Origin of the sequence: Ancylobacter lacus, assembly GCF_018390635.1 — a bacterium.
Taxonomy (GTDB): Bacteria; Pseudomonadota; Alphaproteobacteria; order Rhizobiales; family Xanthobacteraceae; genus Ancylobacter; species Ancylobacter lacus.
Genome location: NZ_JAHBGE010000044.1, coordinates 72,367 through 96,813, shown reverse-complemented (window position 1 = coordinate 96,813; position 24,447 = coordinate 72,367). Strand labels below are relative to the sequence as shown.

Here is a 24,447-nt window from a genome sequence, read left to right as displayed (position 1 = left end):
CCGCAGACCTTCCCATCCAGAGGAGAACAACATGACCGACGACACCAGCAAGCCCGTCCCCCGGAAAATGGACTCCGCTGCCGATAGCATCCTGTCGACCCGCCGCGGCTTCCTCGGCAAGGCCGCGCTCGGCACCGGCGCGGCGCTGGCGGGCTCGACGCTGGCGGCCCCCGCCGTGATCGCCCAGACCGGCCCCATCAAGTGGCGCCTGCAGACCTATTCCGGCGCGCCGCTCGGCGCCCATGTGATCAAGCCGCAGATCGACGCCTTCAACAAGGCGGCCAACGGCGCGATGGAGATCGAGCTCTATTACGCCGACCAGCTCGTGCCGACCTCCGACCTCTTCCGCGCGCTGCAGAGCGGCACGCTCGACGCGGTGCAGTCGGACGAGGCGACGATGGCCTCCCCGGTCGATATCGCGGTGTTCGGCGGCTACTTCCCGTTCGCCACCCGCTACAGCCTCGATGTGCCGGCGCTGTTCCGCTATTACGGCCTCAAGGAGATCTGGGAAGAAGCCTATGCCGAGGTGCCGAACGTCACCTGGCTGTCGACCGGCGCCTGGGACCCGCTGCACATCTTCACCGTCAACAAGCCGATCAAGAGCCTCGCCGACATGAACGGCCTGCGGGTGTTCGGCGTGCCGACCGCCGGCAAGTTCCTCTCGCGCTACGGCCTCGTGCCGGTGACCATCCCGTGGGACAATGTGGAGGTCGCGCTGCAGACCGGCGAGCTCGACGGCGTCGCCTGGTGCGGCTTCACCGAAGCCTATGAGGTCGGCTGGGCCGACGTCTGCAACTACGCCCTCACCAATTCGGTCACCGGCGCGTGGTTCGGCAGCTATTTCGCCAATTCCGCGAGCTGGGCCAAGGTGCCGCCGCACCTCAAGGAGCTGTTCCTCATCACCATCGACCAGTCGCATTACTACCGCGACGTCTGGTACTGGGGCGGCGAGGCCAAGCTGCGCGTGGAAGGCAACAAGATGGAGCTGACCGCGCTGCCGCCGGCGGAGTGGGCGCAGGTGGTGAAGGATTCCGAAGGCTTCTGGGACGAGACCGCCGCCTCCAGCCCGCGCGCCGGGCGGGTGGTCGCCGCCTTCAAGAAATACGCCGAGACGATGCAGAAGGCCGGCTACCCCTACCGCTGAGCCGGCACCGAGCGACACGCCACCGGGGGCGGGCTCGCCCCCGGCCGGCCCTCCCGGGGCGAACACCGCGTGGAGCGCCGGCAGGCTCGCAGCGACACGGCAGATGAGGCCGGCCGGGAAGGCCGGCCCCTTCTGCGGCACCGGCCCGGCGGCCGGGCCACGGGCATGACGCGGCCGCCGACAAGGCCGCGGGACGACAGAAAGGGAGCGCGATGCCCCACACCCCATCTTGCACCGCGCAGAAGACGTTCGACGTCGCCATCATCGGCGCCGGGGTGGTGGGCTGCGCCGTGGCCCGGCGCTTCGCGCTGGAAGGCGCCCGGGTGGTGGTGATCGAGAAGGGCGGCGACATCCTCTCCGGCGCCTCCAAGGCGAACAGCGCCATCCTCCACACCGGCTTCGACGCGCCGCCCGGCAGCCTCGAGCTGGAGATGGTGCGGGCGGGCCGGGCCGAATATCTCGCCATTCGCCACAGCCTCGGCCTGCCTCTGGTCGAAACCGGCGCCCTCGTCTGCGCGTGGAACCCCGCCGAGACGGCAAAGCTCGAAGCCATCGCCGCGCAGGGACGGGAGAATGGGGTGGACGGGCTGCGGCTGCTCACGGCGGCCGCGGCGCGGGCCACCCTGCCCGGCCTCGCCCCCGGCCTCGCGGCGGCGCTCGAAGTGGCGGGCGAACACATCATCGACCCGTGGTCGGCCCCCCTCGCCTATCTCACCCAGGCGGTGATGCTGGGCGGGGTGTTCCTGCGGAACACCGAGCTGATCGAGGGCGCCTTCGCCGGCGACTGGACGCTGCGCACCTCGGCCGGCGACATTCGCGCCGCCAGCGTCGTCAACGCCGCCGGGCTCTATGGCGACACCGTCGACCGGCGGCTCGGATTGCCGGCTGAATTCGCGATCCGGCCGCGCAAGGGGCAGTTCGTCGTGCTCGACAAGGCCGCCTTCGCCCATGTGCCCCGCATCGTGCTGCCGGTACCGACCGAGATCACCAAGGGCGTGGTGGTGTGCCCGACCGCCTTCGGCAATGTGCTGGTCGGCCCGACCGCCGAGGAACAGGAGGACCGGGTCCGCGCCACGGTGGAAGCCGGGACGCTGCGCGCCCTGCTCCAGCGCGCGGCCGAGATCGTTCCCGCGCTCGCCGGCATGCCGGTGACGGCGGTCTATGCCGGGCTGCGGCCGGCCAGCGACAGCAAGGCCTATCGCGTCTTCGCCCGGCCGGAGCGGCGGGCGATCACCCTTGGCGGCATCCGCTCCACCGGGCTCAGCGCGGCGCTGGGGCTGGCGCAGGAGGCGGTGCGGCTGCACGCCGGCTTCGGCCTGCCGGCGACATCGCGGCCGCCGGCACCGGAGGTGAGGTTGCCCAATCTCGCCGAAACCCGCCCGCGCGACTGGCAGCAGCCGGACCATGGCGAGATGGTGTGCCATTGCGAGCTGGTGACGCGCCGGGAGATCGAGGCCGCGCTCGACAGCCTGGTGCCGCCGGGGGATTTCGGCGGCCTGCGCCGCCGCACCCGCGCCGCCATGGGGCGCTGCCAGGGCTTCTACTGCCAGGCCCGCCTCGCCGAGATGACGCGGGGGCGGCTTTCGACGCCGCTGGCCGTCGAGGAGGCTGGATCGTGAGCGGCATCGTCGATGTCGTCGTGGTCGGCGGCGGGCCGGCAGGGGTGGCGGCGGCGGTCGAGCTGCGCCGGCTCGGCATAGGGCGCGTCGTTCTTCTCGAGCGGGAGGCGAGCCTCGGCGGCGCCACCCGGCATTGCGGCCACTCGCCCTTCGGCATGCGGGAGTTCGGCCGCGTCTATGTCGGGGCCGCCTATGGCCAGCGGCTCGACGCCGAGGCGCGGCGCGCCGGGGTCGACGTGCGCACCGGCTGCTCGGTGGTGACGTTCGATGCGGCCTGCCGGCTCACCGTGACGACGCCCACCGGCGTCGAGACCCTGGCGGCCCGCCGCCTGCTGCTCGCCACCGGGGCGCGGGAGATGCCGCGCTCGGCGCGGCTATTGCCCGGCGACCGGCCGGTCGGCGTGGTCACCACCGGCACGCTGCAGGCCGGCCTCGCCTTTCACCGGCTCATGCCGTTCCGGCGCCCGGTGGTCGTGGGGTCGGAGCTGGTCAGCCAGTCCGCCGTGCTCACCTGCCTCACCCATGGCGCGCGCCCGGTCGCGATGCTGGAGACCGAGCGCCACGCGCTGGCACCCGCGCCGTTCCGCTGGTTTCCCGCCCTTGCCGGCGTGCCGTTTCACGCCGGGGTCGACCTACTCGACCTGCGCGGCGCGGGGCGGGTGGAAGCGGTCACCTTCCGCCGGGCCGACGGTGCCATCGAGACGCTCGACTGCGACGGCGTGCTGCTGACCGGGCGTTTCGTTCCCGAGGCGAGCCTCGCCCGGCAATCCGGGGTGGCGCTGGATGCCGGCAGCGAAGGGCCGGCGATCGACCAGCACGGCCGCACCCGAAACCCGCGCGTCTTCGCCGGCGGCAATGTGCTGAGGGCGATCGAGACCGGGGGCTGGGCGTTTCGGGAGGGCCGGGCGGTGGGTCGCGCCGTCGCCGCGGACCTCGCCCGCGTGGTCGAGTCCGGCGCACCGCGGGCCGTCACCTGCGAGCCGCCGATCAAGCTGGTGGTGCCGGGCCTGCTGACGCCGGGCAGCGACGAGCCGCCGGCCTTCCGCCATTTCCAGCTCCGCTTCGCCCGCCGCGCGCGGGGGTGGCTGTCGCTGGAGATCGACGGCCGCGAGGTCTGGGCGGCCGAACGGAGCTGGCTGCCGGAGCGCCGGGTGCTGGTGCCGATCCCGCCCGCGGCGGCGAACGCGGCCACCGTGCATTTCCGTTTTCGCGAGCACCCGTGATGCGCGTCGCCGCGATCGACCAGGGCACCACCTCCACCCGCTGCCTCGTCGTCGACGAAGACGGCGCGCGGCGCGCGGGCAGCCGGCTCCACGCCCAGCACCACCCGGCGCCGGGCCGGGTCGAGCACGACCCGGAGGAGCTGCTGGGCAACATCCGCGCCGTGCTGGACGCGGCGGGCCCGGTGGACGCCATCGCCCTCGCCAATCAGGGCGAAAGCTGCCTCGCCTGGGACGCCCTCACCGGCGAGGCGCTGTCGCCGGTCATCGTGTGGCAGGACTCCCGCACCGCCGCCGCGCTGGCCGGGCTCGGCGAGGCGGCTGAGGCCCGCTCCCGCGCGATCAGCGGGCTGCCGCTCGACGCCTATTTCTCCGCCAGCAAGCTCGGCTGGCTGCTCGACAACGTGCCGGCGGTCGCCGCCGCGCGCGCCCGGGGCCGACTCCGGCTCGGCACCACCGACGCCTTCTTTCTCGACCGGCTCGCCGGGGTGTTCCGCACCGACCGCGCCACCGCCTCGCGCACCGGCCTGCTGGACCTCGACAGCGGAGAGTGGAGCGCGGAGCTGTGCGCGCTGCACCGGGTGCCGGCCGCCGCCCTGCCGGAGATCGCCCCTGTGGATGCGGGCTTCGGCGCGCTCGACGGCGTGCCCATCCGCGTCTCCATCGTCGACCAGCAGGCGGCGCTTTACGGCCATGGCTGCCAGCGCCGGGGCGAGGCCAAGATCACCTTCGGCACCGGCGCCTTTCTGCTCGCGGTCACCGGAACGCGGCGCCCGTCCGGTGCCGGCCTGCTGCCGACCATCGCCTGGCACCGGCGGGGAGAGGCACCCGTCTTCGCCGTCGAGGGCGGGGTCTACGACGCCGGTGCCGCGCTCGAATGGGCGCGCCGGATCGGCCTGTTCGCCGACCCCGCCGAGCTCGACCACTTCGACGGCCCGAGCGCGCTGTCCCGCGGCCTCGTCTTCGTGCCGGCGCTCTCGGGGCTCGCCGCCCCGCACTGGGACCGGCGGGCGGCGCCGCTCTTCATCGGCATGGACGCCGCGACCGGGCGGCTGGACATGGCGCGCGCGGTGCTGGAAGGCATCGCCCTGCTCACCGTCGGGCTGATCGAGGCCGCCGCCGGCATCGGCCCGATCGACCGGCTCTCCATTGATGGCGGGCTGTCGCAGAGCCGGTATTTCGGCCGGTTCCTGGCGGCGGCGAGCGGGCGGGCGATCCATGTGCCCGGCTCGCACGAGATGACGGCGCTCGGCCTCGCGGCGCTGTGCGGCGTGGATGTCGGCTTCGCCCGCACCCCCGCCCGCGTTTTCGGGCCCGATGGCTCGGTCACGGCGGCGGACCGGCGGCGGTTCGAGGCCGCCCTCGGCAAGAGCCTGTCCTGGCGCGAGTGAGCGGCGGCGGGCGCCGCCCGGCTTTCGCCCGCTTCACTCCCCGCGCGGAAAACGCTGGGCCTCCTCCAGCACGTTGAGGTCCATGTGGTTGCGCATATAGCGCTCGGAGGCCTTCTGCAGCGGCTGGAAGTCCCAGGGATAATAGGCCCCGTTGCGCAGCGCGGCGTAGACGACGTGGCGCCGGGCCTGGCTCGCCCGCACCTCGGCGGCGAAGCGGGCGAGGTCCCAGCGCGCCCGCATCTGCGCCGTGAGGCGCGCCAGCGCCTCGGCGCAGGCGGGGTCGCCGGCGCGGTTCACCCGCTCCTGCGGGTCGTCGTCGAGATGGGTGAGGATGGGTGGGTCGAGATCGCACAGCACCAGCTTCCACGGCCCGTCACGCAGGGCGACGAGAGGCGCCTGCGAGCCCTCGGCGGCGTATTCCATCGGCACCGGGCCACGGGTTCCCTCGGCGCGGGCGAGGCCCACGAGGCTCTCGCCATCGGTCCAGGGCAGCACCCCGCCGAGGTCGAGCCCGACCAGCTCGGCCAGCGTCGGCAGCACGTCGAGGGTCGAGACGGGGCGGTCCACCCGCCCCGCCGGCAGGCCGGGCGCGGCGATCATCAGCGGCACCCGTGCCGAGCCCTCGAAGAAGTTCATCTTGAACCACAGCCCGCGCTCGCCGAGCATGTCGCCATGGTCGGAGACGAAGACGACGATGGTGTTCTCCGCCATTGCGCAGCGGTCGAGAATGTCGAGCAGTTCGCCGATCTTCTCGTCGACATAGGAGATGTTGGCGAAATAGGCCCGGCGCGAGCGCCGCACATCCTCCGGCGTGACCGCGCTGGCGGCGTGGTCGCTCGCCAGCATGAGGCGCTGCGAATGCGGGTCCTGCCGGTCGAACGGGATGGGAGCGACCGCGGGATCGAGGGCGGGACAGTCCTCGTACAGGTCCCAGAAGCGCCGGCGGGCGACATAGGGATCGTGCGGGTGGGTGAAGCTCACCGTCAGGCACCAGGGCCGGGCATCCTGCCCGCGCGCGAGATCATAGAGCTTGCGCCCGGCGTGATAGGCGACCTCGTCGTCATATTCGAGCTGGTTGGTGATCTCCGCCACGCCCGCCCCGGTCACCGAGCCGAGGTTGTGGTACCACCAGTCGATCCGCTCGCCCGGCCGGGTGTAATCCGGCGTCCAGCCGAAATCGGCGGGATAGATGTCGGTCGTCAGCCGCTCCTCGAAGCCGTGGAGCTGGTCCGGGCCGACGAAATGCATCTTGCCGGACAGCGTGGTGTGGTAGCCCGCGCGGCGCAGGTGATGGGCGAAGGTCGGGATGTCGGAGGTGAACTCGGCGGCGTTGTCGTAGACGCGGGTGCGGCTCGGCAGTTGCCCCGACATGAAGGAGGCGCGCCCCGGCGCGCAGAGCGGGCTCGCCGTATAGGCATGGGCAAAGCGCGCCGAACGCCCGGCCAGCGCCGCCAGATGCGGCGCCCTGAGAAAATCCGCCGGCCCGTCGGGAAACAGCGTCCCGTTGAGCTGATCGGCCATGAGGATGAGGATGTTGGGGCGCGTCATGATGGAGTCCGCAGATGTGTCGACGGCGCCGCGCGACCCGCGCCCGGCGCCGTCCGACGGGATCACAGGCCGAGCGCGGCCTTGACGGCGGGAAGGCCGGGCTTGCCGTCGAGCGTCGAGACGCCGGCGAGCCAGCCGTCGAGCGCGTCGGGGTTGGCCTTCAGCCAGGCCCGCGCGGCGGCCTTGGGCTCCTGCCCCTCATCGAGGATCTTGCCCATCATCGCGTTTTCCATCGGCAGGCTGAAAACGAGGTTGCGGAACAGGGTCGCGGCGTTGGGGCAGTCGGCGGACCAGCCGGCGCGCGCGAGGGTGCGCACGTCGGCGCCACCATAGTTCGGGCCGAAATAGGTGTCGCCACCGGAGAGATAGGTGATGGCGAAGGTCTCGTTCATCGGGTGCGGCGCCCAGGCGAGGAAGACGATCCAGCCCTTGCCGTTCTGGGCGCGCTTCACCTGCGCCAGCATGGCCTGCTCGCCGGATTCGACGACCTTCCAGCCCGTGAGGTGGAAGTCGTCGGCGTCGATCATCTTCTGGATGTTGGCATTGGCCGGCGCGCCGGGCTCGATGCCGTAGATCTGCCGGTCGAACTTGTCGGCGTTGGCGGCAAGGTCCTTGAAGTCCTTCACCCCGGCCTCGGCGACATAGTTCGGTACCGCCAGGGTGAACTTGGCGCCGGAGAGATTGGTGCCCAGCACCTCCACCGCCTTCGCCGCGTTCAGCGCGTCGATGAACTTCTGCTGCGCCGGCATCCAGTTGCCGAGGAAGACGTCGATATTGCCGTTCTTCATCGATTCGTAGCCGATCGGCACCGACAGGGTCTTCACGTCCTGCTGGTAGCCGAGGCCCTCGAGCAGGACTCCGGCAATGGCATTGGTGGAGGTGATGTCGGTCCAGCCGGGATCCGACATGCGGATGGTCTTGCAGGCGGGCGCGTCGGCCGCGGCGGCGGCGCCGGCGGCGAGGAGGAGGGCGAGGGCCGAGGCGGCCCTGAGGATGCGGTTCATGGTCTACCCCTGGAAAGATGGCGAGGCCGTGATCGCCAGGCGGGGCGCCCCTGTTCGGGGTCTGAACCCGCCTTGATCTGGGTGTCATCAGACCGTTAAATGCCGATAGCTGTGAAGCCGTTCGTTTTCGATGTTAGCCCTAAGGAAATTCGATGGCTGACCGCCCGCTCGACCTCGGTCCGGTGCGCGTGTTCGAGGCGGTCGGCCGGCTCGGCAGCCTCACCGCCGCGGCCCATGAGCTGGGGCTGTCGCAGCCGGCGGTGAGCTACACCATGCGGCAGCTCGAGCAGCAGCTCGGCACGGCGCTGCTGGCACGCGGCCCTCGCGGCAGCACGCTGTCGCCGGCCGGCGAGGTGCTGCACCGCGCCGCCGTGGCCGCGGTGGCCGAGATCGACGCCGCCACCCGCAGCCTGCGCCGCATGAGCCGGCGGCCGGTCGTCCGGCTGTTCACCGATTACGGCTTCGCCTCGTTCTGGATGATGCCGCGCGTCGCCCGGTTCCGGCTGGTGCGCCCGGAAACGGATGTGCACATCATCGCCTCGGCGGCGGCGGACCCGGGCATGGACGAGGCGGAGGACGTGGCGGTGCTGTTCGGCACCCGGCGCGATTTCCCGCCCGAGGCGGTGCAGCTCGTCGAGGAGCGGGTCTTTCCGGTGTGCAGCCCCGGCTTCGCCGCCCGGCACGGGCTCGGCGCGCATCCCGAACGGCTCGGCCGGCTGCCGCTGCTGCATCTCGACAGCACGCCGGAGCCGCGCTGGTTCGGATGGAGCGACTGGTTCGGGGTGATGGGCCTTGAGCGCGGGCCGAGCCCGAGCGACCTCAGCCTCAACACCTACGGCCTCGTGGTGCAGGCGGCGATGGCGGACCAGGGCATCGCGCTCGGCTGGGCCGGGCTGATCGACAGCGCCGTCGAGGACGGCACGCTGGTCGCGGTCGGCCCGGCGCTGACGCGGCGGGAGAGCGGCTACTGGCTGAAACCCGGCCGCAACCTCTCCCCGCCCGCCCGCGACCTGATCGCCTGGATTCTCGACGAGGCCCGCGGCGCGGCCGGGGCGCCGGGTGGCAGCCCCTCCGCCGGGCCGGCGGCACAGGGGGCCGGCCGACTGACGGCGGCCGACAGGTGCGGGGGCCTGAGGCACGGCGGGCGGCGCCCGGAGGAGCGGGGGGGCGCCCGGGAGCGGCGGGCGGCGGGCGGAGCCCGGCGAGCGATGTGTCGGTCTCACCCGCCACGCGGGAACGACATCGGCCTCATCGTCCACCTCACCGCACGGACCGCACCGTGCCGGCGGCTGGCGCGGCAGCGGGATTCGGACCCACCGGGGCGGGCGACGCGCGCGGAGACCGCCGCCGCCCCGCTGAAGGTGGGGCCAACGACGCGCCGGCCACGGGAAATTATCTATAAAACACGGCACGCCTGCCGCGGCGGCGGGCGACGATCGACGATCTCCACGCCGCCGGCGCCCGCCTCCTGTTCGCCGCCAGACGGGCGGACCGGGAGGTGCGCACCGACCGCCGCGCCATTCTCGCCGCGCTGCGGCGCGGGCAGATCGACCGCGCCGCCTCGACGCCGAAGGGCATGTGTGGTGGACAGGCCGGCGCCCGGTGGCGGCGCCGGGCGGGAGGCCGCGGGAGACAGCGGCAGGCCGCGGGAGGCCGGGCGGCGGGAGGCGGCGGGAGGCTTTGGCGATCATCGGCCGATTATCGATCGACACCTTGCGTCGGACGACACTCTGTGGATTCATTGTAGATAGATTCTCATTTTATCTATAATTATGGAGTCCACCCGTGATCCCCGCCTCCCACCTCGCCCGCCCCCGCTCCGCCGCCCTTACCCGCCAGGGCGCCACCATCCTCGCCGGCGTCGCCCTCATAACCCTGTGCGCCAAGATCCACATACCGTTCTGGCCCGTCCCGATGACGCTGCACACGCTCGCGGTGATGACCATCGCCCTCGCCTGCGGCCCGCGTCTCGCCACGCTGACCTTCCTCGCCTATCTCGGCGCCGGCGCGATCGGCCTCCCGGTGTTCTCCGGCACACCCGAGCGCGGCATCGGCCTTGCTTACATGGTGGGACCGACCGGCGGCTATCTTGCCGGCTATCTACTGGGCATCTGGCTGGCGGCCCGGCTGGCCCTCGGCCGCGGCATGGCAGGAAGGATCGGGGCGATGGTGGCGGGGCTTGCCGTCACCTATGGACTCGGCCTGCCGTGGCTCGGCCTCTATATCCCCGCCGACCAGATCCTCCCGCTCGGCTTCACCCCCTTCATCCTGGGAGACCTGCTGACCATCCTCCTGGTCGCGGCCGGCGCGGCCTTCGTCCCGGACCGACTCATCGGGCGGGTCGGCTCGTGACCCGCACCGCTGCTGGCACGGACGACGTCCGTCACGACTGGACCGCGGAAGAAGCCCACGTCCTGCATGACCTGCCCCTGCCGGAGCTGGTCTTTCGCGCGCAGAGCGTTCACCGCCGTCATTTCGACCCCGGCGAGATCGAGGCCGCCACGCTGCTCAGCATCAAGACTGGCGGCTGCCCGGAGGATTGCGGCTACTGTTCGCAGAGCGCCCATCACCGCACCGGGGTCGCCGCCGGCAAGCTGATGGACACGGAAGCGGTGCTCGCCGAGGCAAGGCAGGCCAAGGCGGGCGGGGCGACCCGCTTCTGCATGGGCGCCGCCTGGCGCGGGCCGAAGGAGCGCGACCTCGACCAGGTCTGCGCCATGATCGAGGGCGTGCGCGCCCTCGGGCTGGAAAGCTGCGCGACGCTCGGCATGCTCACGCCGTCTCAGGCCCGACGGCTCGGCGCAGCCGGGCTGGACTACTACAACCACAACATCGACACCTCCCCCGCCTTCTACCCCCGTATCGTCACCACGCGGACGCTGCAGGATCGGCTCGAGACGCTCGACCATGTCCGTGCCGCCGACATCAAGGTCTGCTGCGGCGGCATTGTCGGCATGGGGGAGACCCCCGCCGACCGCATCGAGATGCTGGTCACGCTGGCGCGCCTGCGGCCGCACCCGGAAAGCGTGCCCCTGAACCTGTGGAACCCGATTCCGGGCACGCCGGTGATGGAGGATGCGGTTCCGGTGGACGCCATCGCCTTTGTGCGGCTGGTAGCGCTGGCACGGCTGCTGATGCCGGCGAGCGTGGTGCGGCTGTCCGCCGGGCGCGACCGGCTGAGCGACGAAGCCCAGGCGCTGGCGTTTCTCGCCGGCGCCAACTCGATCTTCACCGGCGACCGCCTGCTCACGACCGGCAATCCGGCGCGGGAGGCGGACGCCGCGCTGCTCGCCCGGCTGGGCCTGAAGATCGCCGCCCGACCAGCCGCCCCGATACGGGCGGAGGCGGCACCGTGAACCGGCATGAACCGGCGGCCTCGGCGCCGGTGCCATAGGGCCATGGCCTCGTCGTCACCGGCACTGACCGATATTGGCAAGACCGTATTCGCCCGATGAAACCCGCCGGTTAGTGCTGTCCGCCCGAACCCGCTGGGCACGATCAACCACAGCCTGCTCTCGCTGGCCGCCATGCGCCAACGCGGGGTGCCGATACTCGGTGTCGCCTTCATCGGCGCGGCCAAGCCGGAGACGGAGGAGGCGATCGTGGCGGTCGGCCGGGTGCGGCGGCTCGGCCGCTGCCATGGCTCGCCACGCCGAACGCCGGGACGTTGCGCGACGCGATGGCCGCAGCCTTCCGCCCCGGGGACGTCTGCGACGCGCCGGCGTGACTCTATTTCGCCGCGGCCCGGCGGCGGGTCGCCAGCACGTTGCGGATCGAAAAGCTGGAGTGGATGCGCAGCACCCCCGGCAGGGTCGAAAGGATCTCGGTGTGGATGCGCTCGAACTCGGCGGCGTTCTCCACCTCCACCCGCAGCAGATAGTCCGAGCCTCCGGTCATGAGGTAGCACTCCTGTATCTCGGGGTGTCGTCGCACCGCCGCCTCGAAACGGTTGAGGTAATCCTCGGTCTGGCGCTCCAGCGTGATGTTGATGATCACCGCCATCGCCGTCTCGCGGGCAGAGTGGTCGACCAGCGCGGTGTAGCCCCGGATCACCCCGGCATGTTCCAGCAGACGGATCCGGCGCAGGCAGGCGGACGGGGAAAGGCCGACCTCGCTGGCAAGGCTGGCATTGCTCATCCGCGCATTCAGCCGCAGAAGGCGGAGGATGTTGCGGTCGATGGCGTCGATGCCTGCCATGGCAGATCCTTCGGAAAAATCGCCGTATATTTCATAAGGTGCCTACCTTTCACATAATCATGGATTTTTGCATCGGCTATTGCGCGATCATTGCGCTACGCTGGTGCCCAGATGCCAATACGCGCGGCAGGCGTCGTTTCATGATGGATCGAGGGCGCACTCATGTTTGCGGACGTTTGCGAGCGGGTCGAGGACATGACGGCGCCCGGCATTCTCACCATTGATCTGGCCGCGCTGACCCGTAACTATCTCGATCTGGCTGCACGCATGGCGCCGTCCCGGGCGGCGGCCGTGGTCAAGGCGGACGCTTATGGCCTCGGTGCCCATCGGGTCGCTCCCGCGCTGTATGCGGCGGGTTGCCGCGATTTCTTCGTCGCCCAGTTCGCCGAGGCGCTGGCGCTGCGGCCGCTGCTGACAAGCGACGCCCGCCTCTACGTGCTGAACGGCCTGCTCCCGGGAGCAGAGCCGGCCTGCGCCGCGCACGGCATCATTCCCGTCCTCAATTCACTGGAGCAGGTGGCGAACTGGCGCGCCGTCGCGCGCCGCCTCGGCCGCAGCCTGCCGGCGGCGCTCCAGGTCGACAGCGGCATGTGCCGGCTCGGTCTGGCACCGGAAGAGGTGGCGCGGTTGCGCGGCGCGCCGCAGATGCTGGAAGGGCTGGAACTGCTCTTCGTGATGAGCCACCTCGCCTGCGCCGACGAACCCGCCAATGAGCAGAACGCCGAACAGCTCGCCACCTTCCGTCAGCTTGCGGCCAGCTTTCCCGATATCGGGCTCTGCTTCGCCAATTCCGGCGCGATCTTTCTGGGCTCTGAATTTCGCACCGGGCTGGCTCGGCCGGGCATCGCGCTTTATGGCGGCGCGCCGACAGGGGGCGCCGCCAACCCCATGGCGCCGGTGGTGCGGCTCGATGTACACGTGGTCCAGACGCGCACCGTGCCGGCGGGAGCGCGTATCGGCTATGGCGGCGCCCATGTCACCCACCGCGAGACGCGCCTCGCCACCCTCGCCGCCGGCTATGCCGACGGACTGCCCCGGCATCTCGGCGACCGCGGCGCCGCCTGGTTCGGCGAAACGCGACTGCCGATCGTCGGGCGCGTCTCGATGGACAGCATGACGGTAGACATCTCGGCGCTGCCGCCGGACACGCTGAAGCTCGGCAGTCCTGTAGAGATAATCGGGCCGCATCAGACCCTTGAGGACGTCGCGACCGCCGCCGGTACCATCGCCTATGAGGTCCTGACACGACTTGGCCATCGCTACCATCGAATCTACCGCTGAACCGCCCACCCCGCCTGGAGCCCGCTGCCCATGAAGATCGTGATCCTCGGTGCCGGCGTCGTCGGCGTCACCTCCGCCTATTACCTCGCCAAGGCCGGTCATGAGGTCACGGTGGTGGACCGCCAGCCCGGCCCGGCGCTGGAGACCAGCTACGCCAATGCCGGCGAAATATCGCCCGGCTATGCCTCGCCCTGGGCGGCACCCGGCATTCCGGTGAAGGCGGTGAAGTGGATGTTCATGAAGCATGCACCGCTGGTCATCCGCCCGACCTTCGACCCGGCGACGCTGCGCTGGCTCGCGGGCATGCTGCGCAACTGCACGGCGGCCCGCTACGCCGTGAACAAGGGGCGCATGGTGCGGCTGGCCGAATACAGCCGCGACTGTCTCGCCGCGCTCCGGGCGGAGACTGGCATCGCCTATGACCACCGCACTCAGGGCACGCTCCAGCTCTTCCGCAGCCAGTCCCAGCTCGACGCAATCGGCAAGGACGTCGAGGTGCTGCGCGCCGACGGCGTGCCGTTCGAGGTGCTCGATCCCGCCGGGTGCGTCGCCGCCGAGCCCGGTCTCGCACAGGCACGCGACCGGATCGTGGGCGGGCTGCGCCTGCCGGGCGACGAGACCGGCGACTGCTTCAAGTTCACCAACGCCCTGCACCGGATGTGCGAGCAACTCGGCGTCACCTTCCGCTTCAACACCGGCATTCGCCGGCTGCGCCAGCAGGGCGACCGGGTAGCGGCGGTGGAAACCACGGCGGGCGATTTTACCGCCGACATCTTCGTCACCTCTCTGGGCAGCTACGCCCCGGCGCTGCTGCGGCCGCTCGGGCTCGACCTGCCGGTCTATCCGGTGAAGGGCTATTCCATCACCGTCCCGATCGTGGACGAGAGCCGGGCGCCGGTCTCGACCGTGCTCGACGAGACCTACAAGATCGCCATCACCCGCCTTGGCGACCGCATTCGTGTCGGCGGCATGGCCGAGATCGCGCGCTTCCAGCTCGATCTGCCGCCGGCGCGACAGGCGACTCTGGAGCACTCTGTGGAGGACCTTTTCGGCGGCGCCGGCGACCAGAGCCAGGCCACGTTCTGGACCGGGCTGCGGCCGATGACGCCGGACAGCACGCCGGTGATCGGGAAGACCCGGATCGGCAATCTCTTCATCAATGGCGGCCATGGCACGCTGGGCTGGACCATGGCGTGCGGCTCGGGCCGCGTGCTCGCGGACCTCGTCAGCGGCCGCCGGCCGGACATCGAGAGTGCCGACCTCGCGCTGTCGCGCTACGGCTGACCCCCCAACGCCCGGCGGCCTTTCCGGCGCCCGGCGTCCTGCCCCCGACGGCGCGACACGACGGCCCGCGGCACACCCCGCGGGCCGTCCCATATCAACCGCATCGAACGAACGCGGGAATCGCCCCAAGCGGGCGCCGCCGCTCCCCCTTCTCCCCCTCCTGAAGCCTTCACGCCCGTCTCTTACCGGATGCGGTCGCTTGTCAGCACTCGTTAACTGGTATAATGACCATATCAATAGATGAGCGAACCAATCAGGTTCGCCGCTTCGGGAAACCCATGGAGGCCGCACTCGGGCCGCAGGCGCATTGCCGCTGCGGCCGCGGGACACTCCATGAGAATGCAGGGGAGTGCGCATGGGCGACGCCAGCCGGATCGAGGCCGACTACCTGATCGAGACCGCCTACGACCCGCGTCTTGCGGCCGAGGCCATGGCCGGCGAACAGTCCAGCGGCACCTTCGTCGCCATTCCCGGGGAAACCCCGGAACTGAAGGAGCGCTCGGCCGCGCGCATCGAGGCGCTCGACCTGCTGGAGGCCGTCGACACCCCCTCCCTGCCGGGTGCCGGGCGGCCAAAGGGCGACGCCGCCATCCGGCGGGCCCGCGTCACCCTCTCCTGGCCGCTCGACAATCTCGGTCCCTCGCTGCCCAACCTGATGGCGACCGTCGCCGGCAATCTGTTCGAGCTGAAGCAGTTCTCCGGTCTCCGCCTGCTCGACATCCGCCTGCCGGCGATCTTCGGCCAGACCTATGGCGGGCCGAAATTCGGCATTGCCGGCACGCGTCGCCTCTCGGGCGTGGAGCGCCAGCCGCTGATCGGCACCATCGTCAAGCCGAGCGTCGGCTTCGGACCGGAAGAGACCGCTGACCTCACGCGGCTGCTGTGCGAGGCTGGCATCGACTTCATCAAGGACGACGAACTCCAGTCCGACGGACCGCACTGCCCGTTCGAAGCGCGGGTGCGCGCGGTGATGCGGGTCATCAACGACCACGCCGACCGCACCGGCAAGAAGGTGATGTTCGCCTTCAACCTGACCGGCGAGATCGACCAGATGCGCCGCCGCCACGACCTTGTGCTGGAGCAGGGCGGCACCTGCGTGATGGCCAGCCTGAACTCGGTCGGGCTGGTCGGGATGATCGAGCTTGGCCGCTTCAGCGCGCTGCCCATTCACGCTCACCGCAATGGCTGGGGCTATCTGTCCCGCGCGCCGATGCTCGGCTGGTCCTATGTCGCCTGGCAGAAAATCTGGCGCCTCGCCGGCGCCGACCACATGCACGTCAACGGGCTCTCCAACAAGTTCTCGGAAGCGGATGACAGCGTCATCGCCTCGGCGCGGGCGTGTCTCACGCCGATGTTCGACGAAAAGCCCTGCATCGCCATGCCGGTGTTCTCCTCCGGGCAGTCGGCGCGCCAGGCACCGGGCACCTATGCCGCGCTCGGCACGGCAGACCTCATCTTTGCAGCGGGTGGCGGCATCATGGCCCATCCCGACGGCCCGGCGGCCGGCGTCGCCAGCCTGCGCGAGGCCTGGGACGCGGCGATGGCCCATGTCCCGTTGACGGATTACGCCAAGGACCACGCGGCGCTCGCCCGCGCGCTGGAGACCTACGCGGCATGATCGCCCGGCTTGATCCCCCCAGCCGCGACGCCACCCTGCCGGGCTTGCCGCCGGGCCCGATGATCGCCTTTTATGGTGACGACTACACCGGCTCCTCCGCGGTGATGGAGGTGCTCAGCTTCGCCGGTGTGCCAACCGTTCTCTTCCTCGGCACGCCAACGCCGGAACGCCTCGCCCGCTTCGGCGACATGCGGGCGGTCGGCATTGCCGGTGTAGCCCGCTCCCAATCACCGGCGTGGATGGATGAGCATCTGCCGCCGGTCTTCGCGCTGCTCGCGTCCCTCAACGCGCCGGTGACCCACTACAAGATCTGCTCCACCTTCGATTCCGCCCCACAGGTCGGCTCGATCGGCCGCGCCGCCGAACTTGCCGAGCCGATCCTCGGCGGGGCGTGGCATCCGCTGGTGGTGGGGGCACCCGCGCTCGCGCGCTACCAGGCCTTCGGTACGCTTTTCGCCGGCATCGCCGGTACGGGTTATCGGCTGGACCGCCACCCCGTCATGTCCCGTCATCCGGTAACGCCGATGGACGAGGCGGATGTGCGGGTGCATCTCGCCCGGCAGACAGCCCTGCCGATCGGCCTCGTCGATTTCGTGGCGATGAAGGACGGCTCTGCCGAGGCGCGTCTCGCCGCCGAGCGGGCGGCCGGGGGGCGGATTATCGCCCTCGACGTTCTCGATGAGGAGACGCTGGCGGAAGCCGGACGGCTCGTCTGGCAGCACCGCGGCGAGCGGCTGTTCGCCATCGGCTCCCAGGGCGTCGAATATGCGCTGGTCGCGCATTGGCGCCGGGCCGGGCTTCTCGGCGAGGTCGCCGCAACCATGCTGCCGCCCGCCCGCAGCCATATCGCCGTCGTCTCAGGCTCCTGCTCGCCGATCACGGCCGGGCAGATCGGGCATGCGCTGGAGCGGGGCTTCGCCGGCATCCGGCTCGACGCCACCCGCGCCGTCGACGAGGTGGCGTGGCGGGCGGAGATCGGCCGCGGCGCGGCGCAGGCACTCAACGCATTGGGCGAAGGGCTCGATCCGCTCATCTTCACCGCGAGCGGACCGGACGACCCGGCCGTTCCCGCGCTGGGCGAGGCCGTCTCGGCGGCGGGCGCCTCCGTCGGAACCGTGAATGCCCGCATCGGCGACGGGCTCGGCCGCGTGCTGGACCAGGTGGTGCGCAGCGGCGGCCTCACACGCGCGGTGATTTCAGGCGGCGACACCTCCGGCCATGCCGGCATGGCGCTCGGCATCTACGCCGTCACCGCGATCGCGCCGATCGCGCCCGGCGCGCCGCTCTGCCGTGCCTATGCCGACGACGTCCATGACGGGCTCGAGATCGCATTCAAGGGCGGCCAGATGGGCGCGCCCGATTTCTTCTGCGCCGCCAGGGGCGGTGCCACCAACCACTGACCAAAGGGAGAGTGCCTCACATGAAGAAGATCGCTTTGCTGGGGGCCGGCGGCAAGATGGGCGTGCGGCTCGCCACCAACCTTCAGGGCTCGCCCTATGAGGTCATGCATGTCGAGCCCACCCCCGAGGGCCGCGCCCGGCTCAAGGACAAGACCGGGCTCGACTGCGTCGACGGCGACAATGCCCTCGCCGATGCCGATGCCGTGCTCATGGCCGTGCCCGACCGGCTCATCGGCAAGATCGCCCACACCTTCATCGAGAAGGTGAAGCCCGGCACCGCCATCATCATGCTCGACGCCGCCGCCCCTCACGCCGGCGAACTGCCGAAGCGCGACGACGTGACCTATTTCGTGACGCATCCCTGCCACCCCCCAATCTTCAACGACGAGGTGACGGAAGAGGCGAAGAAGGACTTCTTCGGCGGCGTCCACGCCAAGCAGCACATCGTCTGCGCGCTGATGCAGGGGCCGGACGAGCACTACGCGGCCTGCGAGCAGATCGCCCGCACCATCTACAAGCCGGTGATGCGCGCCCACCGCGTCACCGTCGAGCATATCGCGATCATGGAGCCGGCGCTGTCGGAGACGATCGGTGCCACGCTGTGCCTCGCCCTGCGCGAAGCGACCGATGAGGCGGTGCGCCGCGGCGTGCCCCGCCAGGCCGCGACCGACTTCCTGCTCGGCCACCTCACGATCGAGCTGGCGATCGCCTTCGAGATCTTCCCGGAAGGGAAGTTCTCCGACGGCGCGCTCTACGCCATCGACCAGGCGCGCCCGCAAATCTTCAGGGAAGGCTGGCTGGAGCGCATCTTCGATCCCAAGGCCGTGCAGCGCTCGGTCGAGGAGATCTGCAACCCCCCGAAGGCCGCCTGAGGATCGGGGGAGCCTTGCGCGCTCCCCCATCCTTTTTCCAACCGCGCCGAAGATCCCGAAGGGACCCGCGCACCACACAGAGGAAACGTCGATGCGCTTTCACATCTGCGGGCGGCTGCCGGCCGCCCTTCTTGCCATGTCCATCACCTTCCCTAACGTCAGCCATGCGGCCGACGTGCAGGAGCGGACGCTGAAGTTCGGCTACAGCACCTTCGAGGCCCACCCGCTCGGCCAAGGCGCCAACAAATTCGTCGCGCTCGTCAGCGAGAAGAGCGACGGCAAGATCAAGATGAAGGTCTATCCGGCGACCCAGCTCGGCTCGGAGACCCAGACCATCTCCGCCACGCAGGGCGGCGTGCAGGACCTTGTCGGCACCTCCACCGCCCCTCTGGTCGGGCTGGTGAAGGAATATGCGATTTTCGACCTGCCTTTCCTGCTCAGCAACGAAAAGCAGGCGGATGCGCTGGTCGATGGGCCGGTCGGTCAGGAACTTCTCGCCAAGCTGCAGGAGAAGAACCTCGTCGGCCTGTGCTTCTTCGAGAACGGCTTTCGCCACGTTACCAACAGCAAGCACCCTATCGTCGGAGCGGGCGACCTGTCGGGGCTCAAGATCCGGGTGATGCAGAACCCGGTCTATATCGACGCCTTCCGCACGCTCGGCGCCAATGCCGTGCCGATGCCCTGGCCGGAGGTCTATACCGCGCTCGAATCCGGCGCGATCGACGCTCAGGAGAATCCGTTCGGCATCATCTATGTGAACAAGCTGAACGAGGTTCAGAAATATGTCAGCGTGACCAAGCACGCCTATTCGCCGTGGGCGGTCATGATGAGCAAGAAGCTGTGGGACAAGCTGTCCGCTGACGAGCAGAAGATCTTCGTGGATTCCTGCAATGAGGCGAAGGCCTATCAGCGGCAGGTCAGCCGGGCCGAAGACGCCCGTATCGTCGCCGAGCTGAAGGCCCGTGGCATGCAGATCAACGAGCTGTCTCCCGCCGAGCTGGCCGACCTCAAGGCGCGGATGCAGCCGGTGGTCGCCAAATACACCGAGACCGTCGGTCCCGACCTGGTGAAGCAGGCGCAGGCCTCGATCGCCGCGGCGCCGTGACGGCGGATGCCGGCCGCCAGACGGCGGGCGGCCGGTACGTCGCGCCTGAATGCCCGGTGCGCCCCGCGCATCCGGGTCACCCTTCCCCCGGTGGAGACGCCCATGACCCGGCTGGTGGACGCCTATTTCGGCCTGCTCAAGCTCCTCATCGCCCTTCTGCTCGCCGGCATGGTGGTGCTGGTGTTCGGCAATGTCGTGCTGCGCTACGGCTTCAATTCCGGCATCACCCTCTCGGAGGAGGTGTCGCGCTGGATGTTCGTGTGGCTCACCTTCCTGGGCGCCATCGTCGCGCTGCGCGAGCGCGGTCATCTCGGCGTCGACTCTCTGGTCCGCCGGCTGCCGCTGCAGGGCCGCAAGCTCTGCTTCGTCGTCAGCCAGGGGCTGATGCTCTACGCCACGGTGCTGCTGACGATCGGAAGCTGGCAGCAATCCCTCATCAACTGGGACGTGGTGGCGCCGGCCTCCGGCCTGTCGGTGGCCATTTTCTATGGTGTCGGACTCGTCTTCGGCGCCTCCACCATCCCGATCCTGGCCGCCGGCCTGTTCCGGGTCCTCACCGGCCGGGCGGAGGAGGCGGAGCTCGTCGCGGTGCGCGAGTCCGAGGAGGAGGATGTCGACGAGGTTCAGCGGCGCCATCTCGCCGCGCAGGTCCGCCCCTCCCCTGCCTCTCAGGCCGGAGGCGTGCTGTGACCCTTCTCGTCTTCACCGGCGCCCTGCTCGGCTCCATGGCGATCGGCATGCCTATCGCCTTCGCCCTCCTGCTGTCGGGCGTGGCGCTGATGCATTCGCTCGACATCTTCGATCCCCAGATCATTGCGCAGAACGTCATCAACGGCGCGGATTCCTTCCCGCTGATGGCCGTCCCGTTCTTCATGCTCGCGGGCGAGCTGATGAACACCGGCGGGCTGTCGAAGCGCATCGTCGCCGTCGCTCTTGCCGCGGTCGGCCATGTGAAGGGCGGGCTCGGCTATGTCGCCATTCTCGCCGCCTGCGTCATTTCGGCGTTGTCGGGCTCGGCGGTGGCCGACGCCGCCGCGCTGTCCGCGCTGCTGGTGCCGATGATGGTGAAGGCCGGCCACGGCAAGGCCCGCTCGGCCGGGCTCATCGCCGCCTCGAGCGTCATCGGGCCCATCATCCCGCCCAGCATCGGCTTCGTCATCTTCGGCGTCATTGGCGGGGTATCGATCACCAAGCTGTTCCTCGCCGGGCTGGTGCCGGGGCTGCTCATCGGCCTCGCGCTCGCGGTCGCGTGGTGGTGGGAGGTGCGCAAGGAAGACGTCGTGCCACCGCCGCGCCGCAGCCGCGGCGAGTTCCTGCGTGCGCTGGTGGACGGTGCCTGGGCGCTGATGCTGCCGGTCATCATCATCGTCGGGCTGAAATTCGGCGTCTTCACACCCACCGAATCTGCCGTCGTCGCGGCGGTCTACTCGCTGTTCGTCGCCACCTGCGTCTATCGCGAGCTGAAGGTGACGGAGCTGTTCGACGTCTTCGTCACGGCGGCGCGCACCACGGCGGTGGTCATGTTCCTGGTGGCCGCGGCGCTGGTGTCGTCCTGGCTCATCACCGTCTCCGACATCGCCGGCGATCTCGTCGCCATGCTGCAGCCGCTGATGGACAGCCCGACCCTGCTGATGCTCGCCATCATGGCGGTGGTGATCATCGTCGGCACCGCGATGGACATGACCCCGACGATTCTGGTTCTGACGCCGGTGTTGATGCCGATCATCAAGGCGGCGGGCATCGATCCGGTCTATTTCGGGGTGCTTTTCATCGTGAACAACTCGATAGGGCTCATCACCCCGCCGGTCGGCACCGTACTGAACGTGGTCTCGGGGGTGGCGAGGATCAGCATGGAGGACCTCATGAAGGCGGTGACGCCGTTCATGATGGTACAATTTGCTGCGCTGCTGCTGATGGTGCTGTTTCCCCAGCTCGTTCTGTGGCCCCTGCGCCTGATGGGGCATTAGGGCACGGCATGGATGCATTGCCGCCATTGCGTGGTATAATGAATGTACCTCAGGGACGCCGCAGGGCAGGAGCGCGGGCATGGCCAATGCGTCGGACACCATCATTCGCCGGAAGCTGTCCCACGAGGTGTTCGACCGCCTCAAGACGATGATCACCTCGGGCGAGCTCGGGCCGGGCGACGCCATGCCTTCCGAGCGCGACCTGATGGACCGGTTCGGCGTCGGCCGCCCAGCAATTCGCGAGGCGATGCAGGCACTTGCCAATATCGGGCTGATCACGATCACCCATGGCGAGCGCGCCCGGGTGCAGCAGCTCACGGCGAAGTCGATCTTCCAGCAGATGGACCTCACCGCGAATATTCTGCTGTCGGCTTCACCGGATAGTCTTGAGCACCTCAAGCAGGCCCGACGTTTTTTCGAGCGCGGCATGGCGCGCGAAGCAGCATTGCGGGCGAGCGCGGAAGATGTCGCGCGGCTTCGGGCGACGCTCGACCAGCAACGTAAGCATGTCGAGCAGCCTAATCTCTTCATCGCCGCCGATATGCGCTTTCATACCCAGATCGCGGCGATCTCGGGCAACCCGATCTTCGAGGCGGTCAGCGAGGCGATGCTGGGCTGGCTGCGGCAGTATCACACCGAGATGCTGACCTGGACCGGGCGCGAGAACCTCACTCTGGTCGAGCACGAACAGATACTGGAGCACATCGCCCGGCACGAGCCGGAACAGGCCGAGGCGGTGATGGTGAAGCACCTCGACCGCTCCAGCGCGCTCTACACCCACGCCGGCTGAGGTCCTCAGCCCTCGACGCGGGCTACAGCAAAGGCTTGCAAAACAAGGTTTTTTCCGCCGACGCCGAGGGTCGGCAGCCCGGCCGGGCCGGCAGCCGCACCCGCGTCCAGCACCTGCGCCCGGGCGCCGAAGGGCAGCTCCACCACCTGTTCCCCGGCGGTGAGATTGACCAGCAGCAGCACCTCGTCGCCCTCTGCCGTCGCGGCGGCGAGGGCGAGGACGCGGTCGGGCGCGGAGCTGCGGCAGAGCCGCGCAGGCGCCCCCGCCAGATCCGCCAGAAACCGCGCGGCATGGGCCGCCGGGAAGGGCGAAAAGCCGTGGCTGGTCGGTGCGGTGGGGTGGACGATGAGGCCGAACGGGCCGGTGAGAGCACCCGCCGTGAAGCACTCCACCCCCGCCTCCGCCAGCCGGATGGCGTAGCCCACCATCCAGGCGGCGGCGAAGAGGCCCTGCTGCCGGGGATCGTCGCGGGTCATCGCCACCCGGCCCCGCGCCGGATTGGGCAGGGTGCGCCCGCCATAGGGGTTCTGCCGCATGCCGATGGTGGAGGGGCCGATCCGGTAGGGCTTGCCGGCCCCGATCATCGCCCGGGTCGAGCGCAGGATGAAGGGCAGCGCCTCCAGCGACTGCATGACGCTGCGGTCGTCGGCGTCGTGGACGATGGGGCAGGTGCAGTGGGTGACGTAGTCGAGCAGATGCGCCGGCGGGCGCTTGCGGTTCAGCTCGGTGAAATAGCTGAACATGCCCCCGCCCAGCCGCAGGCCGGGGAAGGCGGCGCGGGCGGCGGCGTAGACCTCTTCCAGCGGCGGGCAGGCCGGCCAGACGCTGCCCGGCGGGGTGGACTGGCGGTCGACCGAGGGGCTGACGGCGATGGCGTCGAGCCGCAGCCCGGCCTCGGCCACCGCGCCGGCGATCTCCCGCAGTTCGTCGGCGGGGTCGCGGACGCCGGGCACCACGCATTCCAGCACGCAGGCGCCCTCATGCACCGCGGCGAGCCGGGCGAAACCGCGCAATGCCTCGACGCCGTGGCCGGCGGTGGGGTCGAAGTGGAGCAGCAGCTCCTGCGGCCCGATCCAGCGCAGCGCCCCGGCCGCCGCCAGCGTCGCCGCCGTCTCCTCCGGCGTCACCACCAGGCCGAAGGCGGGAAGCCGGCCGGCGGCGGCGCCGGGCTCGATCCGCACCGGGTCCGCACCGGCGGGCGGCGCGGGCGCCGGGGAGAGGCTCGCGGCGGAAGCCGGGGGCATCGCCCCGGCGAAGCCCAGCCGCACCGCCTGCCGCACCGGCAAGCCCGCCGGCAGCACATAGGGCCAGGGCAGCGCCAGCGGACGCACATAGGTCTTGTAGGAGGCGTCGGACCAGTTGCGCTGGTCCTCCATCTCGAAGGTGTCGCCCTCGAACCGGCAGGTGGCGGAAAGGCCGGGCGCCACCTCATGGGTGATGGCGCGGATGTCGCGGAAGGGCTGCAGCGGGTCGATCAGGTCCGGCAGGCAGGCAGGCTCGATCCCGCCATCGACATGCTCCACCTCCACCGGGCGGCCGGCGAGGTCGACGATGGGGTGCAGCACGGTGAAGCCGCAGCGATTGGTGAGGAAATCGGTCTCCGGCACCGCCTCCGCCTCGAAGGAGAGGCGGCCGTCGGCCTCGGCCTCGATCCGGGCGGCATAGGTCAGCCGCTCCCGGCCAGAGCCCTCGCAAAGGGCGCGGTAGCGCACGCTGAAGCCGTCGCGGCGCTCGTCGATCGTCAGGTGCTCGATGACGGGGGCGTAGGTGCCCCAGTCCTTGTCGCGCACCACGAAGGAGATGGCGCGCAGCACCTCCCGCCCGGCCAGGCGGATGTTGCGCAGGTTGCCCTCCACCAGTTCCGCCGTCAGCGCGCCGGCGGCGAGGTGGCGGGTCGGCGGCACCGGCACATCCGTGCCGTAGAGCCGAAGGCGGCGGGCGGCCTCCTCCGCCGGCGACGGCACCGCCCGAACGGCACCGGCGGCCGAGCTTCCGAGCTCCGGCATC

General features: G+C 70.3%; 20 protein-coding genes and 1 pseudogene. 17 read left to right on the top strand and 4 right to left on the bottom strand.

From position 1 onward, the window contains the following. The first annotated feature begins 31 nt into the window (after nt 1-31). From KHC27_RS09395 to KHC27_RS09380, 4 genes are all read left to right on the top strand, one after another. On the top strand, nt 32-1,144 hold the full coding sequence (locus tag KHC27_RS09395) for a type 2 periplasmic-binding domain-containing protein (protein ID WP_213338282.1): 1,113 nt from the start codon (nt 32-34) through the stop codon (nt 1,142-1,144). A 212-nt stretch (nt 1,145-1,356) separates the two neighbouring features. Then, nucleotides 1,357-2,763 (top strand): NAD(P)/FAD-dependent oxidoreductase, encoded by a 1,407-nt coding sequence (locus tag KHC27_RS09390; RefSeq protein WP_213338281.1) that lies wholly within the window; start codon nt 1,357-1,359, stop codon nt 2,761-2,763. After that, on the top strand, nt 2,760-3,986 hold the full coding sequence (locus KHC27_RS09385; protein ID WP_213338280.1) for an NAD(P)/FAD-dependent oxidoreductase: 1,227 nt from the start codon (nt 2,760-2,762) through the stop codon (nt 3,984-3,986). Before KHC27_RS09390 ends, KHC27_RS09385 begins: the two co-directional genes overlap by 4 nt. Continuing rightward, the gene (locus KHC27_RS09380) at nt 3,986-5,374 is read left to right on the top strand and encodes an FGGY family carbohydrate kinase (RefSeq protein WP_213338279.1); all 1,389 of its coding nucleotides are present in this window, start codon (nt 3,986-3,988) and stop codon (nt 5,372-5,374) included. Before KHC27_RS09385 ends, KHC27_RS09380 begins: the two co-directional genes overlap by 1 nt. Before the next feature lie 33 nt (nt 5,375-5,407). Here KHC27_RS09380 and betC read toward each other — a convergent pair whose 3' ends face one another. Both betC and KHC27_RS09370 read right to left on the bottom strand, forming a co-directional pair. Beyond that, the gene (betC, locus tag KHC27_RS09375) at nt 5,408-6,922 is read right to left on the bottom strand and encodes a choline-sulfatase (RefSeq protein WP_213338278.1); all 1,515 of its coding nucleotides are present in this window, start codon (nt 6,920-6,922) and stop codon (nt 5,408-5,410) included. A 62-nt stretch (nt 6,923-6,984) separates the two neighbouring features. Continuing rightward, nucleotides 6,985-7,926, bottom strand: a complete 942-nt coding sequence (locus KHC27_RS09370; RefSeq protein WP_213338277.1) for a choline ABC transporter substrate-binding protein — start codon at nt 7,924-7,926, stop codon at nt 6,985-6,987. Between the two features lie 152 nt (nt 7,927-8,078). Here KHC27_RS09370 and KHC27_RS21630 point away from each other — a divergent pair, with 152 nt between their 5' ends. From KHC27_RS21630 to KHC27_RS22100, 4 genes and pseudogenes are all read left to right on the top strand, one after another. Further along, the gene (locus tag KHC27_RS21630; protein WP_246519790.1) at nt 8,079-9,677 is read left to right on the top strand and encodes a LysR substrate-binding domain-containing protein; all 1,599 of its coding nucleotides are present in this window, start codon (nt 8,079-8,081) and stop codon (nt 9,675-9,677) included. Nucleotides 9,678-9,711: 34 nt separating this feature from the next. Continuing rightward, nucleotides 9,712-10,278, top strand: coding sequence for a biotin transporter BioY (locus KHC27_RS09360; protein ID WP_343210876.1), 567 nt, complete (start codon nt 9,712-9,714; stop codon nt 10,276-10,278). Next, nucleotides 10,275-11,282 carry a biotin synthase BioB gene (bioB, locus tag KHC27_RS09355; protein ID WP_213338276.1) on the top strand — a complete coding sequence of 336 codons (1,008 nt, stop codon included), beginning with the start codon at nt 10,275-10,277 and terminating at the stop codon, nt 11,280-11,282. The genes KHC27_RS09360 and bioB overlap by 4 nt, the downstream gene beginning before the upstream one ends. Before the next feature lie 129 nt (nt 11,283-11,411). Then, nucleotides 11,412-11,561 (top strand): annotated as a pseudogene (locus KHC27_RS22100) (AAA family ATPase); the annotation flags it as partial. 94 nt (nt 11,562-11,655) lie between these two features. Here KHC27_RS22100 and KHC27_RS09345 read toward each other — a convergent pair. After that, entirely contained in the window at nt 11,656-12,123 is a 468-nt protein-coding gene (locus tag KHC27_RS09345) for an Lrp/AsnC family transcriptional regulator (RefSeq protein ID WP_213338273.1), read from the bottom strand. Nucleotides 12,124-12,285: 162 nt separating this feature from the next. Between KHC27_RS09345 and alr the strand changes: the two genes are divergently transcribed. From alr to KHC27_RS09300, 9 genes are all read left to right on the top strand, one after another. After that, nucleotides 12,286-13,404 (top strand): alanine racemase, encoded by a 1,119-nt coding sequence (gene alr, locus KHC27_RS09340; RefSeq protein ID WP_213338272.1) that lies wholly within the window; start codon nt 12,286-12,288, stop codon nt 13,402-13,404. Between the two features lie 30 nt (nt 13,405-13,434). Then, nucleotides 13,435-14,688 carry a D-amino acid dehydrogenase gene (locus tag KHC27_RS09335; RefSeq protein ID WP_213338271.1) on the top strand — a complete coding sequence of 418 codons (1,254 nt, stop codon included), beginning with the start codon at nt 13,435-13,437 and terminating at the stop codon, nt 14,686-14,688. Between the two features lie 355 nt (nt 14,689-15,043). Then, entirely contained in the window at nt 15,044-16,306 is a 1,263-nt protein-coding gene (locus tag KHC27_RS09330) for a ribulose-bisphosphate carboxylase large subunit family protein (RefSeq protein WP_213338270.1), read from the top strand. After that, a complete protein-coding gene (locus tag KHC27_RS09325; protein ID WP_213338267.1) occupies nt 16,303-17,706 on the top strand; it encodes a four-carbon acid sugar kinase family protein in 1,404 nt (467 codons plus the stop codon). Before KHC27_RS09330 ends, KHC27_RS09325 begins: the two co-directional genes overlap by 4 nt. 20 nt (nt 17,707-17,726) lie before the next feature. Continuing rightward, nucleotides 17,727-18,578, top strand: coding sequence for a phosphogluconate dehydrogenase C-terminal domain-containing protein (locus KHC27_RS09320; RefSeq protein WP_213338266.1), 852 nt, complete (start codon nt 17,727-17,729; stop codon nt 18,576-18,578). Between the two features lie 91 nt (nt 18,579-18,669). Beyond that, the gene (locus KHC27_RS09315; protein WP_246519789.1) at nt 18,670-19,683 is read left to right on the top strand and encodes a TRAP transporter substrate-binding protein; all 1,014 of its coding nucleotides are present in this window, start codon (nt 18,670-18,672) and stop codon (nt 19,681-19,683) included. A gap of 102 nt (nt 19,684-19,785) precedes the next feature. After that, the gene (locus KHC27_RS09310; protein WP_213338265.1) at nt 19,786-20,373 is read left to right on the top strand and encodes a TRAP transporter small permease; all 588 of its coding nucleotides are present in this window, start codon (nt 19,786-19,788) and stop codon (nt 20,371-20,373) included. After that, entirely contained in the window at nt 20,370-21,650 is a 1,281-nt protein-coding gene (locus tag KHC27_RS09305; protein WP_213338264.1) for a TRAP transporter large permease, read from the top strand. The genes KHC27_RS09310 and KHC27_RS09305 overlap by 4 nt, the downstream gene beginning before the upstream one ends. Nucleotides 21,651-21,729: 79 nt before the next feature. Continuing rightward, nucleotides 21,730-22,440: a transcriptional regulator NanR gene (locus KHC27_RS09300; protein WP_213338263.1), complete on the top strand. Its 711-nt coding sequence runs from the start codon at nt 21,730-21,732 to the stop codon at nt 22,438-22,440. Nucleotides 22,441-22,445: 5 nt separating this feature from the next. On the opposite strand, the gene apnL is transcribed toward KHC27_RS09300, so the two are convergent. Beyond that, nucleotides 22,446-24,446, bottom strand: a complete 2,001-nt coding sequence (apnL, locus tag KHC27_RS09295; RefSeq protein ID WP_246519788.1) for a D-apionate lactonase — start codon at nt 24,444-24,446, stop codon at nt 22,446-22,448. Between the last annotated feature and the right edge of the window lies 1 nt (nt 24,447).

What these genes read in the sequence shown, in the direction of transcription:
- KHC27_RS09325 (WP_213338267.1), top strand. Translation starts at nt 16,303, where the DNA reads ATGATCGCCCGGCTTGATCCCCCCAGCCGCGACGCCACCCTGCCGGGC.
- KHC27_RS21630 (WP_246519790.1), top strand. Translation starts at nt 8,079, where the DNA reads ATGGCTGACCGCCCGCTCGACCTCGGTCCGGTGCGCGTGTTCGAGGCG.
- KHC27_RS09335 (WP_213338271.1), top strand. Translation starts at nt 13,435, where the DNA reads ATGAAGATCGTGATCCTCGGTGCCGGCGTCGTCGGCGTCACCTCCGCC.
- KHC27_RS09370 (WP_213338277.1), bottom strand. Translation starts at nt 7,926, where the DNA reads ATGAACCGCATCCTCAGGGCCGCCTCGGCCCTCGCCCTCCTCCTCGCC.
- KHC27_RS09395 (WP_213338282.1), top strand. Translation starts at nt 32, where the DNA reads ATGACCGACGACACCAGCAAGCCCGTCCCCCGGAAAATGGACTCCGCT.
- apnL (WP_246519788.1), bottom strand. Translation starts at nt 24,446, where the DNA reads ATGCCGGAGCTCGGAAGCTCGGCCGCCGGTGCCGTTCGGGCGGTGCCG.
- KHC27_RS09380 (WP_213338279.1), top strand. Translation starts at nt 3,986, where the DNA reads ATGCGCGTCGCCGCGATCGACCAGGGCACCACCTCCACCCGCTGCCTC.
- KHC27_RS09300 (WP_213338263.1), top strand. Translation starts at nt 21,730, where the DNA reads ATGGCCAATGCGTCGGACACCATCATTCGCCGGAAGCTGTCCCACGAG.
- KHC27_RS09315 (WP_246519789.1), top strand. Translation starts at nt 18,670, where the DNA reads ATGCGCTTTCACATCTGCGGGCGGCTGCCGGCCGCCCTTCTTGCCATG.
- KHC27_RS09330 (WP_213338270.1), top strand. Translation starts at nt 15,044, where the DNA reads ATGGGCGACGCCAGCCGGATCGAGGCCGACTACCTGATCGAGACCGCC.
- KHC27_RS09390 (WP_213338281.1), top strand. Translation starts at nt 1,357, where the DNA reads ATGCCCCACACCCCATCTTGCACCGCGCAGAAGACGTTCGACGTCGCC.
- KHC27_RS09310 (WP_213338265.1), top strand. Translation starts at nt 19,786, where the DNA reads ATGACCCGGCTGGTGGACGCCTATTTCGGCCTGCTCAAGCTCCTCATC.
- betC (WP_213338278.1), bottom strand. Translation starts at nt 6,922, where the DNA reads ATGACGCGCCCCAACATCCTCATCCTCATGGCCGATCAGCTCAACGGG.
- KHC27_RS09345 (WP_213338273.1), bottom strand. Translation starts at nt 12,123, where the DNA reads ATGGCAGGCATCGACGCCATCGACCGCAACATCCTCCGCCTTCTGCGG.
- alr (WP_213338272.1), top strand. Translation starts at nt 12,286, where the DNA reads ATGTTTGCGGACGTTTGCGAGCGGGTCGAGGACATGACGGCGCCCGGC.
- KHC27_RS09320 (WP_213338266.1), top strand. Translation starts at nt 17,727, where the DNA reads ATGAAGAAGATCGCTTTGCTGGGGGCCGGCGGCAAGATGGGCGTGCGG.